We start from the raw sequence: 14,694 nt of genomic DNA, 5'->3' as shown, positions 1-14,694 counted from the left end.
GGTCGTCTAAGGTGTCCTCAGCAAACGGAAACCAATATCATCGTTGCGGTAATCAGGCGCGCCATAATGACGATTCACTGAGCGACAGTAATCTTCATCATCAAACCAGATCCCGCCTCTGATTACCCGGGTCGAACCTGCTGACGGTCCCCCGGGATTCCTCACCGAATCTGATGAATAGCTTTCATACCAATCTTCGCACCACTCCCACACATTGCCGCTCATATGATAAAGTCCTGAGTTGTTGGCGGCTTTCGTTTCCGCCAAATGGGGTTCGCCTCCGCTGTTGTTGTCATACCATCCCAGTTTGCTGAGATCATCTCCTCCACAATATTTCTCATGTTTTCCGAGACCCCGGCAGGCATATTCCCATTCTGCCTCAGTCGGCAGGCGAAACTTATATTGTCCGGAATTCTCGGTATTGAGTTTTTGGATAAAATCCTTAACATCATTCCATGACACTTGTTCCACAGGATAATTATCGCCTTTTTTGAAAGAGGAAGGGTTATTTTTCATCATCTGTTCCCATTGGGCCTGAGTCACTTCATATTTCCCCATCCAGAATCCGTTCACACAGACGTTATGGACAGGTTCTTCGTCTTTGTCGCATTGACCGGCCCATGATCCGCAGCCCATCTGATAACATCCTTCCGGGACCCACACAAACGCCATGCCGGTTACAGGGTCTTTCCATACTTCCCCCGCCTCCGGTTTCATTTCCATTGTCTGACCTGGCGATATTTCCGCACTCAATCCGTGTCTTGCGTTTTGTGACTGAGGAATTACCGCATTCCTGTGAGCAGACCCATCCGAAGATGCAATATCTTTCTGAGGAAGTTTAAAGTAAAACGCCCCTTCCAGTGACGTGGATTCCCACGGAATCTGCCTTCCGTTTGTCCGGGTTCTCACTGCTTTCCGAACCCTGTTAAACATATCTACGAGCCTCAGCTCCGGTGTCTGTATCTGCCGGATGAGTTCGGAGGTGTAAATACCGTTTTTTCCGGGCCCGTCGCTGGCTGTTTTTCCCGGAGCGGTCGCATAAGCAATAATGATTCCGGTCGGTGCGTCCATATAAGCCAGCCCCTGTCCCGCACTGCTGCGAAAACTGCGGGCAAACGGATTGTCACGGCATGCGTCGAGAATGACAATGTTCAGCCGGGTCCTGGAATTTTCCATCTCAGCCAAAATAATCCCCGCGTCCACTGCCTTATATTTCACCTCATTTTCATGGCGGATATTTGATTCAACTGGAATCAGATAATTCTTTCCATCTAACTGAACCCCGTGTCCCGCATAGTAAAAAAGACCGACCCCCCGGCCCCTGAGCAGTTTTTCTCCAAAGGCAACAATAGCAGCATTCATCTCCTGCCAGTTGAGATTTTCCTTTTTTATCATCTCAAATCCCAATTTTTCAAGGATTTCAGACATGGCTCTGGCATCATTGACAGAATTTTAGGCAGCGGCGAAGATTTGTAATCGCCGTTTCCGATGACAAGCGCCACACGCTGCTCAGATTGCATTTCTGTCAGATCGTTTTTCATGATCTGCTTTTCTGCAAAACTAATACATGAAAAAAATATGCTGAAGCAACAAAAATTAACAATTTTTATGAGAACTGAGCCTTTTTTCATCCTGGCCGTCCTTTGTTGTTGTATATTCGATGATCAAGTTTTTTGACCGGGTTCGAATAACAGAAAAAAAACTTGATCTTCGAGTGTATAAAACCGTTGCGCTCTATTTTCGCACTCCGGATTTGATTTGCGGTTTATGCGAAAAACCGCTTCGCTCTATTTTCGCACTCCGGATTTGTGTGATTGATGCGAAAAACCGCTTCGCTCTATTTTCGCACTCCGGATTTGTGTGATTGATGCGAAAAACCGCTTCGCTCTATTTTCGCACTCCGGATTTGTGTTTATGCGAAAAATCGCTTTGCTCTATTTTCGCACTCCGGATTTGTGGTGAAACGAACTCATGGCTAATAGTATCAGAATCTTAAAATTACGCCAAGCTGAAAAGCAATTCCTGAAATATCCAGGGCCTCATTGTTTAAGGATATGCCGGGCGATTCCACATCAAAAGAGGCGCTTACATAATCCAAAGAAGCTGAGATGGAAAATGCCTTGGATCCTATGGTGAGGCCCAATCCGCCGATAAATCCGGTATCGTCTGAAAGAGAGATATTCGCGTCTCCGTCCCAGCTCGGATCATATTTCACGATGGTAATATGAGGCCCGGCCGTAAGTTCTTCCCTGTTGATTTTAAAACGAAGGGCCGCATCAGCCAGGAACAGGGTTGAAGTAAACGCGTTGTTGTACTGATATCCGAGACCGCCGGTCAGATCAATAATAACCGCCGGGGTGTTAATCCCTACGCCCGCTGTCAGCGTCGCCAGATTACTCAGATAGCCCTCCACCTCTCCTATTGTCTCACCATCACTGACCCGGAATCCTTCGGCATCAGGGCTGTAAAGAAAAATTCCCGGAGTAATACCGACCACAAGATTGACTTCTGCAAAACCCGGACCGGGGATAATATTTATAAACAATGCGATGCAGATCACCAGCAACGTTCTTGACATTACGTTAATTTCCTTTCATAAAAAAACATAAGGGCGGTTTTGAACCGCCCTTACATAAATTCCGGAGTGCCAAACTTACAGTTTGGCAATATTTCCGATGCCTGGAAAAAAGGCGATTTCGAACCGCCCTTACATAAATTCCGGAGTGCCAAACTTGCAGTTTGGCAACATTTCCGATGTCTTTGCCAAACTGCAAGTTTGGCACTCCGGATCAGTTTACAGATTGATCGTTGTCATTTCCTCCAGGGTCTTATCATAAGATAACTTTTCAATCTTATCGTGGACTCCGGCCGCGTCAATCACCAGAACAAGGTATTCGCTTAACGTGCGCAGACTCTGCTGAACCTTCTCTTTCATCTCAAAGGCTTCCTTGGACATCTTCTGCGTCTCCTTTTCCAGCTTTTCCCGCTCCTGTCGGATAAGGTCCGTCAGCGATTCTTTCAACTTGCCAGTATCGGTTTCAAACTTGCCGCGTATGTCTTTAAGCTCATCTTCAGCGCTCTTTCTTTCCTTTTTCATGGAATCCACAAGCTCATTACGAAGCCCTCTTCCCTGCTCATCAATCGTGCGCTTTGTCCGCTGAATTTCATCATCAATCTTTGTGCTTATGGTTTTGACCCGGCGTTCAACTTCATTATTTACCTCCTTCTTTGCTTCCAGAAGCTTGTTATCCATCTCCTCTTTGGCTTCCAGAAGATCATCACTCAGCGTGAGCTGTTTGTTCTGAAGCGCGGCCACCATCTTTTTCATGCGCTCAATCACATCTTTCATGGGCTGGATTTCCATGTCAAGATATTCTTTGGCAAAGGTATATTCGTCTGTCTGCTTTAACTGTCCGACCAAGTTGCCGTGAACGAGCTGATCAAATTGAAGTTCCAGCTTCTGAATCAGCAGGTCGAGCTGTCCTGCGGTCATCCGGGTGGCATTCAGATGTTGCAACAGCGCACTGGCAAACTTTGAATCTTCAGACAGATTTTTTTCATCATTTTTTGTTTCACCCGCTGCTTTCTGGGGCTTTTCCTCTTGCGGTGCCTCTTTTTTTTCGGCCATTGTTTGCTCCTTCCTTATTTGATCATCATTATCAGTTAATTCAGTTTCTTGTTCAGAAACATCGCCTTCCGCGGGGTCTGGTGCATCCGGCTCAGGATATTTTGCTTTTATACGCTGAATCTTTTCAAATTCTTCCTTTGAATGCACTATTTTTATTTCATCGCCCATATTCTTTTCTCCGCAGATAGTTTGGCAGAAATTCTCATTCGCCCATTTTTCTTTGTTCCAGAATTTTAGGATCCATGGACCTCACCGCTGCAACGATTCCTTCTTTATCTTCAAACTCGGAAGCCGCATGATATGCCGCTTCAGCATGGTCATAATCGCCAATCTGAACCAAGTACCAGACATTATTCCTGTCTCCGGTATCCTGCATTTTCAAAACAGAGGCTTCTCCCCATCCTTTTGCTGTCAGATCGCTGACCATATTCAGGGCTTTGGTTTTTGATACAAAAGATTCAACTTCAACGGAAAAGCGTGTGTCCGAAGGCGGGGCATCTTCAGTTTTCTGCTCGTCTTTTTTCTGATCATCTGAGGCGGACCGGGTCTCTTTTGTATCTGCTTTGCTATCTTTATCCGCAAGCTCCTCCTGACCGGCCTCTCCCTGTTCCCCGGATGTTGATCCGGGGCTCCGAATGGCCTGAGCAGGCTGGCGGGCTTTTGACATCACAGCCGCCTGTTTGGATGCCACAAGACCCTTTGCCCTGCCCGCGGCCGACTGAGGTGTCATGGGAACTGCGCTGCCACTGCCCCCCATATTCTGATTTTTCGCTGTAGCGGCGTGATTTGCCGAACCTGATGCGCGCATCATCATTCCGGAGAGCATCCCGGCCAGAAAGATCAGAATGATCAGAGCCACACACGCTATCACCAGCAAAGCGATTTGTTTTTTATTCAAAGAAAGGTCAAAACTCATTGTATTAAAAACTCTCGATCCGGAGTGCCAAACTTACAGTTTGGCACTCCGGAGCAATTTATCGTTCAGCCACCTGTCCTGAAACCCCATTGGCTTTCAGTCTGCGGATCTGCTTTTCAGCTTCTTTTTTGGTTTTATAAACGCCTACAAACAATTTGAAATCCTCATCCTCCGCCCCTTTCATAAAATAAGGGGAATATCCCAATCTCTCAAGACGTTGAAATTTCGGCGTTTTATTATCATCAGAAGAAAAACTGCCTATGAAATTGGAATAAGGCATTTTCCTTACCAGAGAATCGGAACGACGGGACGCTTTCTTAATACGTTTTTCATATTGCTTTCTTGCTGTTTCAGCCGCTTCTCTGCTCTTGTATCGTCCCATATAAGATATCCACCATTTTCCTCTTCTCCCCAGATACGGAGATACGCCATGACGCTCAAAACGGAGGCGTCCTTCCTGTGCGGATTTTCTTGAACGATAGCTTGCCAGTTGGATAGTGTAAGGATGCGGTGACTCATCTTCAGAAGAAGGAAAATGATTTAGAATTTCCCGAAGACTTCGAAGCGAGACCCCTTTTTTTATCACGTTCCACCCAGGCTCATCCTCTTTGTAAGTGACTTCCGCCCGCGTCCGCTTTTCGTCATCTTTGAGCCGGGAGACAAGCTGATATGCCTTTTGTGAATCTTTCTCATCGTAATTTAACAATATGGCAAACCATTTCTGTTTCCTGAAATCCTGTGCCGGATAAATAACTGGTTTATATCTGATGTACTCTGTTTTCTTCAGGTGTGCAAGCAGTTTTCCGGCTTTTTCCTCACCTTTTTTTTCTTCCAAAAACGCATCAGCAAGGATCGTAAGGGGCAATTTTTTTGATACGCTGGCAACCACTGCTGTTATCATGGTTTCCTTGCGGTTAAACTCAGAAACCGCCTGAGACGCGTCCTCCAGATTTTTGTAGTTGCCGATCAGTATATTATACCATTTTTGCCCTTTTGATAATGCCAGATAAATCGGTTGCGGATGATAGCCTTTCTGCCTGAGCTGACTATGGTATTTCTCAGCTTCTGCTTTGCTCGGAAAAGAACCGGCCAAAACCGTGAAAGAGAGTTTCCTTAATGGTCTGTCGTCACTGGTTTTGAAAACCGGATACGGTTTTTCCTCAACAATTTGAAGAAAGGGATTTTGGAATTCGGGAGATCGGGTCGTTGGTCGGAAATCTCTCTGGGTGAGGATTATTTTCTCCTTCGGAGGAAAATTCTCATCACGGACTTGCTGAATCGGCTGATTCAGATAAGTTTCTGCTATGGCAGATGAGATGTAAGATATGGATGAGCCAGATGATTTTTCATGCCTTTCTTCAGATGCCGATGCCTGATTAAAATTCATGGGAAGAGGGAGCGTAAGCCCGATAATGTATCCGGCAAAGAAGACCAGGGTTGCCAGGGAAGTGCAACTCATGAACAGCAGTCTCATTTTGTTTTTATTAAAAGAGAAGTTGTAACGCATAGCATTTTGTTCTCGGCACTGTATATATCAATGATTCTAAAGCATTGAAATGTCAATCGCACTCTGATCGCTTCTTCTGCCCGATGATCAGATTTTCTGACCCGGTTCGGATAAAAACCCAGTCATTCCGTTCGACTGAGCTCACGCCGAAGCCTGCGAAAGCAGGAATCCATTTTTTCAGGAAGTGGCGGACAACCCGGAAAAACTTTTTTTCACCGGTGCGGCGTTTTCGGGAGCAGTGGATTCCTGCTTTCGCAGGAATGACAAAAAAAAAGACTTGATCATTGAGTTCTGTTATTTCTGACACGCCTTAATTTTGGCGTAAACAGCTTCCAGCAATTGTCTGCCAACCGTGTCTGCAAATTTTTCATGAATGGGTTTTGTGGCATTTTCAAAGGCTTTTCTTTCCTCAGCAGTTAAACGAATGATCTCCGTTCCGGAATCTGCTATTATTTTAATGCAGTCATTTTCCGTGCTTGCTGTAACTTCCCGTTCATAATGACCTGCTTTTAACGCAGCCTGTTTGATGATATTCTGCTGAACTGTATCCAGGCTGTCCCAAAAAGATTTGCCAAGTAAAAACGCATACCCGAGATATCCGTGATAACTCAGCGTCATATGGGACTGAACTTCATAGAATTTCATTTTGGTAATCGAAACAAGAGGATTTTCCTGTCCATTAAAAATTTTCAGTTTCAATGCCTTATACACCTCTGAAAAATCCATCGGGCGGGCTTTGGCTCCCATAATTTCAAACTGTTCCATAAGTATCGGGCTGTCCATCACCCGTATTTTTAACCCTTTGTAATCCTCAGGCTTCCTTATGGGTCTGTCAGCAGTGAGCTGTTTAAATCCGCTTTCCCAGAAAACCAGACCTTTTAATCCGATTTCTTCCAGACCCGCCAAAATTTTCTCTCCCACCTCGCTGTCCAGTACAAAATAACAAATCTCTTTGGATGGGAAAAGAAAAGGAAGGTCAGCAATCTGCAAACTCTTATCAAAACGGCTTAATTTGGCTGTGGGAACCAGGCTCGCCTGAATAATACCTCTTCTTAAAAGTTCCACGGTTTTCTGATCTGTCCCAATTTTCCCTTTCGGGTAAATCTTCACTTTTATGTCGCCAGATGATTCACGGCTTACAATTTCACCAAATTTTATCATCCCCAGGTGCTGGGGAGAATCTTCAGGCAAATCATGACTTATGTTAAGAACAATCGCTTCTCCGCCTGTTGCCGTCAGACACGGCATGAGCAGCACGCCTGCAAAAAAATAAAATATTATTTTCAAATTGTTATCCTCCTTAATTTTTTAGTGTTATATAAATCATGCAGAGGGGCGTTATGCTCCCCCTCTGAATTTCATTTTCTTACAACCTGATAATTTCTTTTATCAGGTAAAATTTTACCAGCCATACAGAGCTTTTAACATAAAGTTTATCATGCGGAGAAATCGGATTTTTTGAAAAAATCCGATTTCTTTCGGACAATGTTTTTGTTAAAAGCTACTATAATAGGCCGGGCAGAGGGAGAAAAGCAGATATTTGTACTTGATGGAAGCCCCTGCCCTCCGCCTCTGCTCCGGCGATGGTACAAGCCGCTGTTTTAACCCGTTTTAATTTATGGTTTATAGAAAACTAAAGTGATCTCATAAAGGCAACCAGATCCTTTTTCTCCTTTTCAGTCAGCCTGAGTTCCTGGATCAGATTAAAAAACTCCACAGTGTCTTCCAGCGTGAGCAGGCGTCCGTCATGCAAATATGGAGGAGAATCCTTAATTCCGCGAAGCGGAAAGGTCTTTATGGGTCCGTCAGCCGAAGCCATGCGGCCGTTAATCATCCGGGGTTTGAAGAATCGCTCTGCTTTCAGATTGTGCATCAGGTTATCCGTGTAATAAGGCGCGGGATGACACACAGCGCAATTGGCTTTGCCAAAGAAAACCTCCTGGCCTCTGAGTTCGGATTCCGTAGCTTTTTTAGGATTCAGCTTGCCATAAATATTCAGCTTGGGAGCGGGCGGAAAATCCAGTATGGATTGAAATTCAGCCATAAAATGGACCTGGCTTCCTCGTTCCAGAATATTGATGCCTTTTTTCGTCGCTATGACCGGATCTCCGTCAAAATAAGCGGCTCTCTGTTCAAATTCGGTAAAATCCTCAATACTTTTCAAAGCCCGCTGGGACCCGAACAGACGCTGAATGTTCACCCCGCGTAACGGAGGAATATCCAAACGATGCCGGAGTTCCTGAGGACGAATATCACCCACAAGGTGTGTGGCACCGTTTGAATGTCCGTTCGCATGACAGTCAAAACAGGTGACGCCTCTGCTGGGAAGCTCTGAACGACGATCTTCGGTCTGATTGAACTGCTGCTGGGGGAAAGGTGTGACAAGCAGCCGGAGCCCCTCCAACTGCTTGGGATTCAGAATACCGTTGAACAGTTCATAATAGTTCATAATGGTGACGAGTTTTCCCTGAGATACATCCCCGAGGTCAGTCCTCGTAGTCAGATAGATGGGCGGAGGAAACTCAGGCAGGAAATGATCCGGCAGGTCAAAGTCCAGATCAAACCGGGTAAGGTCCCGTCCCTCCTGTTTCTTAATTTCATCAATATGAAACTGGGGAAAGACCATCCCGCCCTCCGGGTGGTTCGGATGAGGCAGCGGAAAAAATCCTCCGGGCCAGAGGTCCTTCTCACGAATCTGATCCGGAGTCATGTCGGCAAGCTTTGCCCAGGTCATGCCGCTGGGAAGCTTTACGCGGACACCTTCCTGAACAGCCTTCTTTCCTCCTGACATCATTACCTTCTTGGCCGGGCGGTTGCTCAGGTCATATCGTTCATTGAGCAGGTCCATCTGCTGTTTCATCACTCCCGGTTTCGCAACTTTCATCCGCTTCATCGTGTCCTGGAACGATTCCTTAACGACAACGGGCGAATAACTGGTTTTTGAAGCCTCCTGAGCATAAGCCATGCCCAGTACTGCTGCCAGAAATACAAGAATGATCAGCAGGCCTCCTGTTTGTCTTCTTGTTTCACTTTTCATTTCTACCTCCTCCTTTTTATGTGGTAAAACAGCGACTGCTAAAAAAAATTAATATCAATCATGTTTTACCAGACAAAAACAACGTCTGATAAACGCTTTGGCATTACGAAAAATGAATCAGGTTTCTCAACTGTCCCAGCCCCTTTGATCACAAAGATATCCAACACGGCAAGCGTGTGTATGTCTTTGAACACCTTATCTTTTTTCTGATTATACCGGATTCAGGGGAGCCCGGTCAGCATGATATGACAGCGGATTTCAGGATTAACCGGATTTCCGTCCGCCTGTCCGATGTCATGTTCCCGGTCCGGTGCCGGACGGACATATCCGTTTCATCCTCCTGTCCGCTGTCATATTCCCGAGCCTCCCCGAAATCCGTTATGATCAGTATTTTTTTTATACACTACGGCGTTTTCCTTTCCAAGTTCGTATTTGGCAAAAGTTTGTTCCATTTTGTTCTGCCAACAGAAATTTTTTTGCCTTTATCTGAAAAAATAAGCAAATTGCCCTCGTATCCATTGATATGCTTGTCAATGGTATGTATGATAATATCTCCGAAAAGTAGCAATGTATTGCCGTCACAACGCAAAGGACGCTCGTCAATATATCGGATAACATGCAGAACCTCAAGATTTTTATTAAGTATGACAATCTTGTTCAGTCCTCTTGGGGCCGCCATGTCAGGAATAATCTCCCGAACATCAAGAACATAAAGCACCTCACCTTCCATATGCAGATTGCCAATATGACTGAAATGCGTTAATACAAGCTCCGCCGGATTGATCACTTCCGATCTTTTTAATGCCTCATAGAAAATATGTCTTTCCTGGCCTAATTTCGGGATGTCCGAGGCGGAACATATGAGGAAACAGATAATTATTAACGGACTTAAAGCACAAGCTGTTCTTTTACATTTCATTTTAAACAGGTTCAGCAGATCGAAAAGTTTTCGGGCTGTCACAGGGCGGACACGGCGGACGGGGGAGAAACCCGGCTTTTTCCGGAGGAGGATCGCCCCGTCCTGGAAAAAAGCCGGGTTTCTTTGCTGTCACGCGCACAGTCCGAAAACTTTTCGATCTGCTGAGGTTCATTTTTATTCATAAATGTCACCGCTGTAAAATAAAAGTGTTTTATCCGTGTTTAATGTTTTTTCATCAAAAGAAATCATAAAATTGGTTTTGTCTCCGGCGCTTTGACAAGATATTTGTATCTTATTGTCATTTAGGAAAGTTACCTGCCGGGGGACAGGGTATGAATAACTTTGAAATATTATTTTCTCTTTTGGTAAGAAAGTTCCTGTCTCCTGTAACAGGATTCTGTATTCATAATCTGTGGTGGCACCGCAATTTTTCTGTATGATAAAAAGCTGATACTGGTCATTACCCGATACGGAACGGGAGATAATTTCCTCGTTACATAAATCTCTGCTGAAAAAGAAGAGGAAGAGTGAGCAAAGCAATACGAGTATGAAAAAGCTGTTTATCACATATTTTATCTTATTGCCAATATTTATCTGAATGAGGAAGATGAAGCAAAGCAGAATGAACATAAAAATTACCGATGTCATTTCGCCAATCCGGTTAAACAGGGCATAGTTTTGCCAATTTATTTTAGCGATGATGACTGTTGTCATCAGAAGCACTGACAAAATAACACATCCGATATTGGCTGCTTTTTTTTTTCATCATGTTGATTCAGGCTTGTTTCGTTTTGAGTTTTGATGAATATTTTCGAACCGAGTCAAGGATATTTTTAGTCGTCACTTTTGTCTTAAACCCTTTCCATAACTCAAATCCGATTTTGATAGCTTGCTGATCGTGAGGATCATCAAATGCAGCGAGAAAATCAGCATCTCCAATTTCCTCCAATCTTCTTTTCCAATATCCTGGCGGATTCGTGTCAGCAAGCTTTTGTGCGAAACCTGCTCCTGACAGCAGCACCCACTCAGTAAAACCTGCTGCCAGGCCAATATATCCGTAGTGGATATTTGACCATATATCAAAGCTGTACAGCAGACGTTCAGGATAATCACAGGAACCATTCTCCATATTTCCCCTTTATCGCTTTTTTGTGGTCCCAGGGGCCTCCGCCTTTTACTTTCTCATACCATCGCCAATACGCCTGGATTATATCTGTTTGAATTTTGAAGGGGATCAGGTTGTCCCACTGCCAAACCTTCAGATTGTCACGAATATACGCTACATCTGTTCCTTTTTCATTTTTGATCATGTCCTTATGAATAAACAAAATCACATCATTAATATTGGAGAACTTTTCAGCGAGATAGGATTTTTCATCAATGGCGATCCTCATGTTACCGGCCGCGAGCAGACGGGCAATTTCCTCAAAAATTTCATGGTCTCTCAAGGCAGAAGGATTCAGGCTCATCATCATTTGTCTGCCAAGGATATCCCGAAACACCGCGATATGACGATCATCTGTGAACTGTAACAAAAAACTGTACGCGGAAAACTGATCTGAGAACTTTTTAGGAATATAGCCTTTTCCCACAGTTTCACATTTATCTGTGATTTCAAATTTCTGAGTGCCTTTGTAAAGGATTCTTCGCATTGTAATGCTCTTTCTGTCATTATTTCGCTTTTTCCGTCAAAGCATCAGCAGGATGGGTGTATTTGTCTGAAAGATAATCCTCGTGAGAAATGGCTTTAAGCTCTCCGGGACCGATTTTCAGGGGTGGCAGTCCTTTTTGAATGATGTGATCGGAAATCTCACGGAGCCTGTCGTCCTCATCTTCCCGGATGGTTCCGTGTGCCAAGTCCACTTTCACGCCAATGGCTTCACGATTTTTAGCAAAGGTGAAAATATATCCGTGTTTGTCAGGAATCCAGTTTTTTATGGCTGATGCCTGGGTTTTCATGGCGTTTCCTTGAATTGTTGTGTTGGGTTTCGTTCCTCAGCCCAACCTGGTTTTTAAGATCAGTCTATCAATACATAAACAAATCCATATGGTTTGTTGCCCAAATTTCCGCTCCCCCCGGGGTGTTTGTTGAAGGCTTGCCGATAGGTTGACAGTTTTCCCCTGAGATCATTAATCAGCTTTCGTTCCATGTTGCGGATTGTTTCTGGTTTTCCCGCATAAATCACAAACATCTTTGCCCAAAAATTGTCTGCAATGGTCAGCAGCACCTGTCTGAACCTCGGCACTGATGACGGTATTTCTTCTTCGTTGATAATGGTTTCTCCTCTGTGCCCGTATTTGCGGGCCGTGGGATCCGTGGAAATTCCCACATAATAGTTAAAGCCCAGTTCCTTTACAAGTGTTGCCGGGTTATCAAAATCCATTGCCAACTGACGATCCCGTTTTAAGTGATCAAGAATCATGGCTTCTCCGGGAGTTACGGGATTACCATCCAACCCGAGTATTTTATACAAATTTTTTATGCCAAGGTTTTCCTGATCTTTGGCAGTTTTTTTCCAGAATTCAGACGGTGTAAAACTATCTGCCTTTATAATTCTGCCCTGAGCATCCAGGCAATACGATTGCATTTTGCTATCCTCCCTGATTTTTCCGATGTTCGCATACTTCCTGCCAGTTCATTTAAGCAGCCCGGATTGAAAAATGAAATCCAAGTCTGCCGGATTAAAGGATACTTTGAACTTTTTCCGCACTCATGCTGCACGCTGATTTACATTTTTTGTTGCCATAAAGGGCTTCACCTTCAATTTTCTCTTTGGACAGCACCTCGGAAAGTCCCACAGCCAACAGCTCTTTGATGTTCAATGTTTCCCGAACATTGGCTTTTACAGGCAGTCCTTTTTGCTGCCTGACTTCTTTGGCTGTGCCCCCGAGGATAGGCTCGTAAACAACATTGGTGCAATCCGCATAGCCCCGCCCTCTGACATCATGTTCTTTCAGCGTGCCTGTGAACTGATTCCGGGCAATTTTGCCAATAGTGCGCACAGCAAGCCACTCCTGATCTTCGGAGCTGGCCTTGTCCGCTATCTCATCAGCAAGGGTGACATCGCCGGAACGGTACCGCATATACACTTCGTTGACGTGCATATGCAGCTCATGGGAAAGGTATTTGGCGTAGGCCAGAGCGATTTGCCAGTGGGCATAAGTGCCGCCGTTTCTGCCACGTGTTGTTTTACTGATAATTCCGAAATGATTGTATCCCGTTGACAGGTTTTGCTTAGAACAAAAAAGGCAAATGAAAATGCTCACGAATAATATTTCCGAAGCCTTTGCGCCTGCCGGATTCAGATTTTTCCGCATACCCGGAATTCTGAATAATGTTCCGGGATATTCGGAAAAATTGACTGATTACCATTTAAAGATTATCTTAGATAAAAACTGTCATACAAAAACAAAAGGAGGATAATCTTATGTCGGATTTAAATAAAGAATTAAAATGGTTCTTTGTCATATTCAGCAGAGAGTTCCGTCAGGATAAACGCATTGCCTTTGAAACTCTCATGTTTCTGGCGACAGCTCATTTTTTCGGGTTTTACAATCCGAAACAGCTTGCCGATTTTCTGGACATTCCCCATCAGGGCCTTTACAGAGCCATAGAAGGGTGGAGCATTTACTATCTCAGAGAAATGCTTGTCCGTTTTATGGTAAGGCAGGCTGCCGAGGAACTCGGGCCTCTCTTGGAAAAAAGTGATGCGACCATATCCCGGGCCGGTATAACTCTGACATTTGACAACAGCGTGATCGAGCGTCTGGGAAAACTGCTCCGCTGCACATGGAGCTGGTACAGCGGCCGTTGCAAAAAAGTGGTCAGCGGCAACGATCTGATGGGAATTGTGATGACGATCGGCGGCATTGCCTTTCCTCTGCATCTGCTTTTCTGTTCCAAACAGGGTCGGGCCAACACTGACAAGCCGGCTCTTCTGATCTCCATGCTGACACGGCTTAAAGAGGAATTTTCCAGGGAAGGTATTGATCTGACCGCCTTCCCCCTCACTTTTGACTCATGGTTCGCATCCGACGATCTGAAAAAGCGGCTCCGCGCCCTGGGATTTGAAAAAATTATCATCGCGGGCAAGGGCAATTATACTTTTACAATCGGCAAGGCAAAACAGAAAGCCTCTTCATGGAAAAAAACACTCGGACTGATCAGAGATCAGTGGGGAATCGATGTTCCCTCCCTGAGAACCGCTGCTTTCAGCCCGACCTTCGGGTGTGTCATTCTTTTCTTTTTCCGAAAAAGCTCCACGCGTACTTATTATCTCATGGATTTCAGCCCGGTTCCCCTGCGCGGCGCTGAAATCTGGCATATATGGAAGCAGCACCATATTATCGAGTGTTTCTGGAAAATCCTCAAGTCGGTACTCGGGATAAAGGCCATGCGCCTTCAGGGTGACGGCCTGCATGCGGCCCTGTTAATAAAGGTAATCGCATATATACTTGCGACAAGGCTCAGTATGAGGAAGCCCTTTTTGAAAATGTCCGTCACGGAGATCATGCGAAAAATCAGAAGGGAATGCGATCTCGAAGCTATTCTCCGTAACCATTTCTGTCTTCCCATTTTAAACACATAACGAGTTATTACAATATGCCTTGTTTTAAATTACCGGCCGGACATAATCTCTCAGTTTCTCTGATGAGCCCGGAATATTATTTAAAATTCCGAGTGTGC

At 44.8% G+C, this 14,694-nt stretch carries 17 protein-coding genes; 2 read left to right on the top strand and 15 right to left on the bottom strand.

Annotation, left to right across the window (positions count from 1 at the left end):
- Positions 1-6: 6 nt before the first annotated feature.
- Positions 7-1,428 (bottom strand): SUMF1/EgtB/PvdO family nonheme iron enzyme, encoded by a 1,422-nt coding sequence (locus dnm_RS05735; protein ID WP_207681739.1) that lies wholly within the window; start codon positions 1,426-1,428, stop codon positions 7-9.
- Positions 1,392-1,541: a hypothetical protein gene (locus dnm_RS05730; protein ID WP_207681738.1), complete on the bottom strand. Its 150-nt coding sequence runs from the start codon at positions 1,539-1,541 to the stop codon at positions 1,392-1,394. The genes dnm_RS05735 and dnm_RS05730 overlap by 37 nt, the downstream gene beginning before the upstream one ends.
- A gap of 119 nt (positions 1,542-1,660) precedes the next feature.
- Here dnm_RS05730 and dnm_RS05725 point away from each other — a divergent pair, with 119 nt between their 5' ends.
- Positions 1,661-1,864: a hypothetical protein gene (locus dnm_RS05725; RefSeq protein WP_207681737.1), complete on the top strand. Its 204-nt coding sequence runs from the start codon at positions 1,661-1,663 to the stop codon at positions 1,862-1,864.
- A gap of 120 nt (positions 1,865-1,984) precedes the next feature.
- Here dnm_RS05725 and dnm_RS05720 read toward each other — a convergent pair whose 3' ends face one another.
- The 13 genes from dnm_RS05720 to dnm_RS05660 all read right to left on the bottom strand — a co-directional run bounded on the left by dnm_RS05720 (position 1,985) and on the right by dnm_RS05660 (position 13,274).
- Positions 1,985-2,578: a hypothetical protein gene (locus dnm_RS05720; RefSeq protein WP_207681736.1), complete on the bottom strand. Its 594-nt coding sequence runs from the start codon at positions 2,576-2,578 to the stop codon at positions 1,985-1,987.
- A gap of 216 nt (positions 2,579-2,794) precedes the next feature.
- Positions 2,795-3,796 (bottom strand): hypothetical protein, encoded by a 1,002-nt coding sequence (locus dnm_RS05715; RefSeq protein ID WP_207681735.1) that lies wholly within the window; start codon positions 3,794-3,796, stop codon positions 2,795-2,797.
- A gap of 34 nt (positions 3,797-3,830) precedes the next feature.
- A complete protein-coding gene (locus dnm_RS05710; RefSeq protein ID WP_207681734.1) occupies positions 3,831-4,526 on the bottom strand; it encodes an SPOR domain-containing protein in 696 nt (231 codons plus the stop codon).
- 76 nt (positions 4,527-4,602) lie between these two features.
- Entirely contained in the window at positions 4,603-6,003 is a 1,401-nt protein-coding gene (locus tag dnm_RS05705) for an SPOR domain-containing protein (RefSeq protein WP_207681733.1), read from the bottom strand.
- 342 nt (positions 6,004-6,345) lie between these two features.
- Complete coding sequence (locus dnm_RS05700) at positions 6,346-7,338, bottom strand: TRAP transporter substrate-binding protein (RefSeq protein WP_207681732.1); 993 nt, start codon at positions 7,336-7,338, stop codon at positions 6,346-6,348.
- Between the two features lie 346 nt (positions 7,339-7,684).
- Complete coding sequence (locus dnm_RS05695; RefSeq protein ID WP_207681731.1) at positions 7,685-9,088, bottom strand: cytochrome B6; 1,404 nt, start codon at positions 9,086-9,088, stop codon at positions 7,685-7,687.
- 403 nt (positions 9,089-9,491) lie between these two features.
- The gene (locus dnm_RS05690; RefSeq protein WP_207681730.1) at positions 9,492-10,007 is read right to left on the bottom strand and encodes a hypothetical protein; all 516 of its coding nucleotides are present in this window, start codon (positions 10,005-10,007) and stop codon (positions 9,492-9,494) included.
- Between the two features lie 174 nt (positions 10,008-10,181).
- The gene (locus tag dnm_RS05685) at positions 10,182-10,736 is read right to left on the bottom strand and encodes a DUF5412 family protein (protein ID WP_207681729.1); all 555 of its coding nucleotides are present in this window, start codon (positions 10,734-10,736) and stop codon (positions 10,182-10,184) included.
- A gap of 46 nt (positions 10,737-10,782) precedes the next feature.
- On the bottom strand, positions 10,783-11,136 hold the full coding sequence (locus dnm_RS05680) for a polymorphic toxin type 44 domain-containing protein (protein ID WP_207681728.1): 354 nt from the start codon (positions 11,134-11,136) through the stop codon (positions 10,783-10,785).
- Positions 11,117-11,659, bottom strand: coding sequence for a hypothetical protein (locus tag dnm_RS05675; RefSeq protein WP_207681727.1), 543 nt, complete (start codon positions 11,657-11,659; stop codon positions 11,117-11,119). Before dnm_RS05675 ends, dnm_RS05680 begins: the two co-directional genes overlap by 20 nt.
- 19 nt (positions 11,660-11,678) lie before the next feature.
- Positions 11,679-11,966 (bottom strand): hypothetical protein, encoded by a 288-nt coding sequence (locus dnm_RS05670; protein WP_207681726.1) that lies wholly within the window; start codon positions 11,964-11,966, stop codon positions 11,679-11,681.
- Between the two features lie 59 nt (positions 11,967-12,025).
- Entirely contained in the window at positions 12,026-12,595 is a 570-nt protein-coding gene (locus dnm_RS05665) for a hypothetical protein (protein ID WP_207681725.1), read from the bottom strand.
- 94 nt (positions 12,596-12,689) lie between these two features.
- Positions 12,690-13,274 (bottom strand): KilA-N domain-containing protein, encoded by a 585-nt coding sequence (locus tag dnm_RS05660; protein WP_207681724.1) that lies wholly within the window; start codon positions 13,272-13,274, stop codon positions 12,690-12,692.
- 161 nt (positions 13,275-13,435) lie between these two features.
- Here dnm_RS05660 and dnm_RS05655 point away from each other — a divergent pair, with 161 nt between their 5' ends.
- Complete coding sequence (locus dnm_RS05655; protein WP_207678360.1) at positions 13,436-14,596, top strand: transposase; 1,161 nt, start codon at positions 13,436-13,438, stop codon at positions 14,594-14,596.
- Positions 14,597-14,694: the final 98 nt, after the last annotated feature.

This window comes from Desulfonema magnum (assembly GCF_017377395.1).
Taxonomy (GTDB): domain Bacteria; phylum Desulfobacterota; class Desulfobacteria; order Desulfobacterales; family 4be13; genus Desulfonema_C; species Desulfonema_C magnum.
This window is presented reverse-complemented; position numbering and strand designations above follow the sequence as displayed.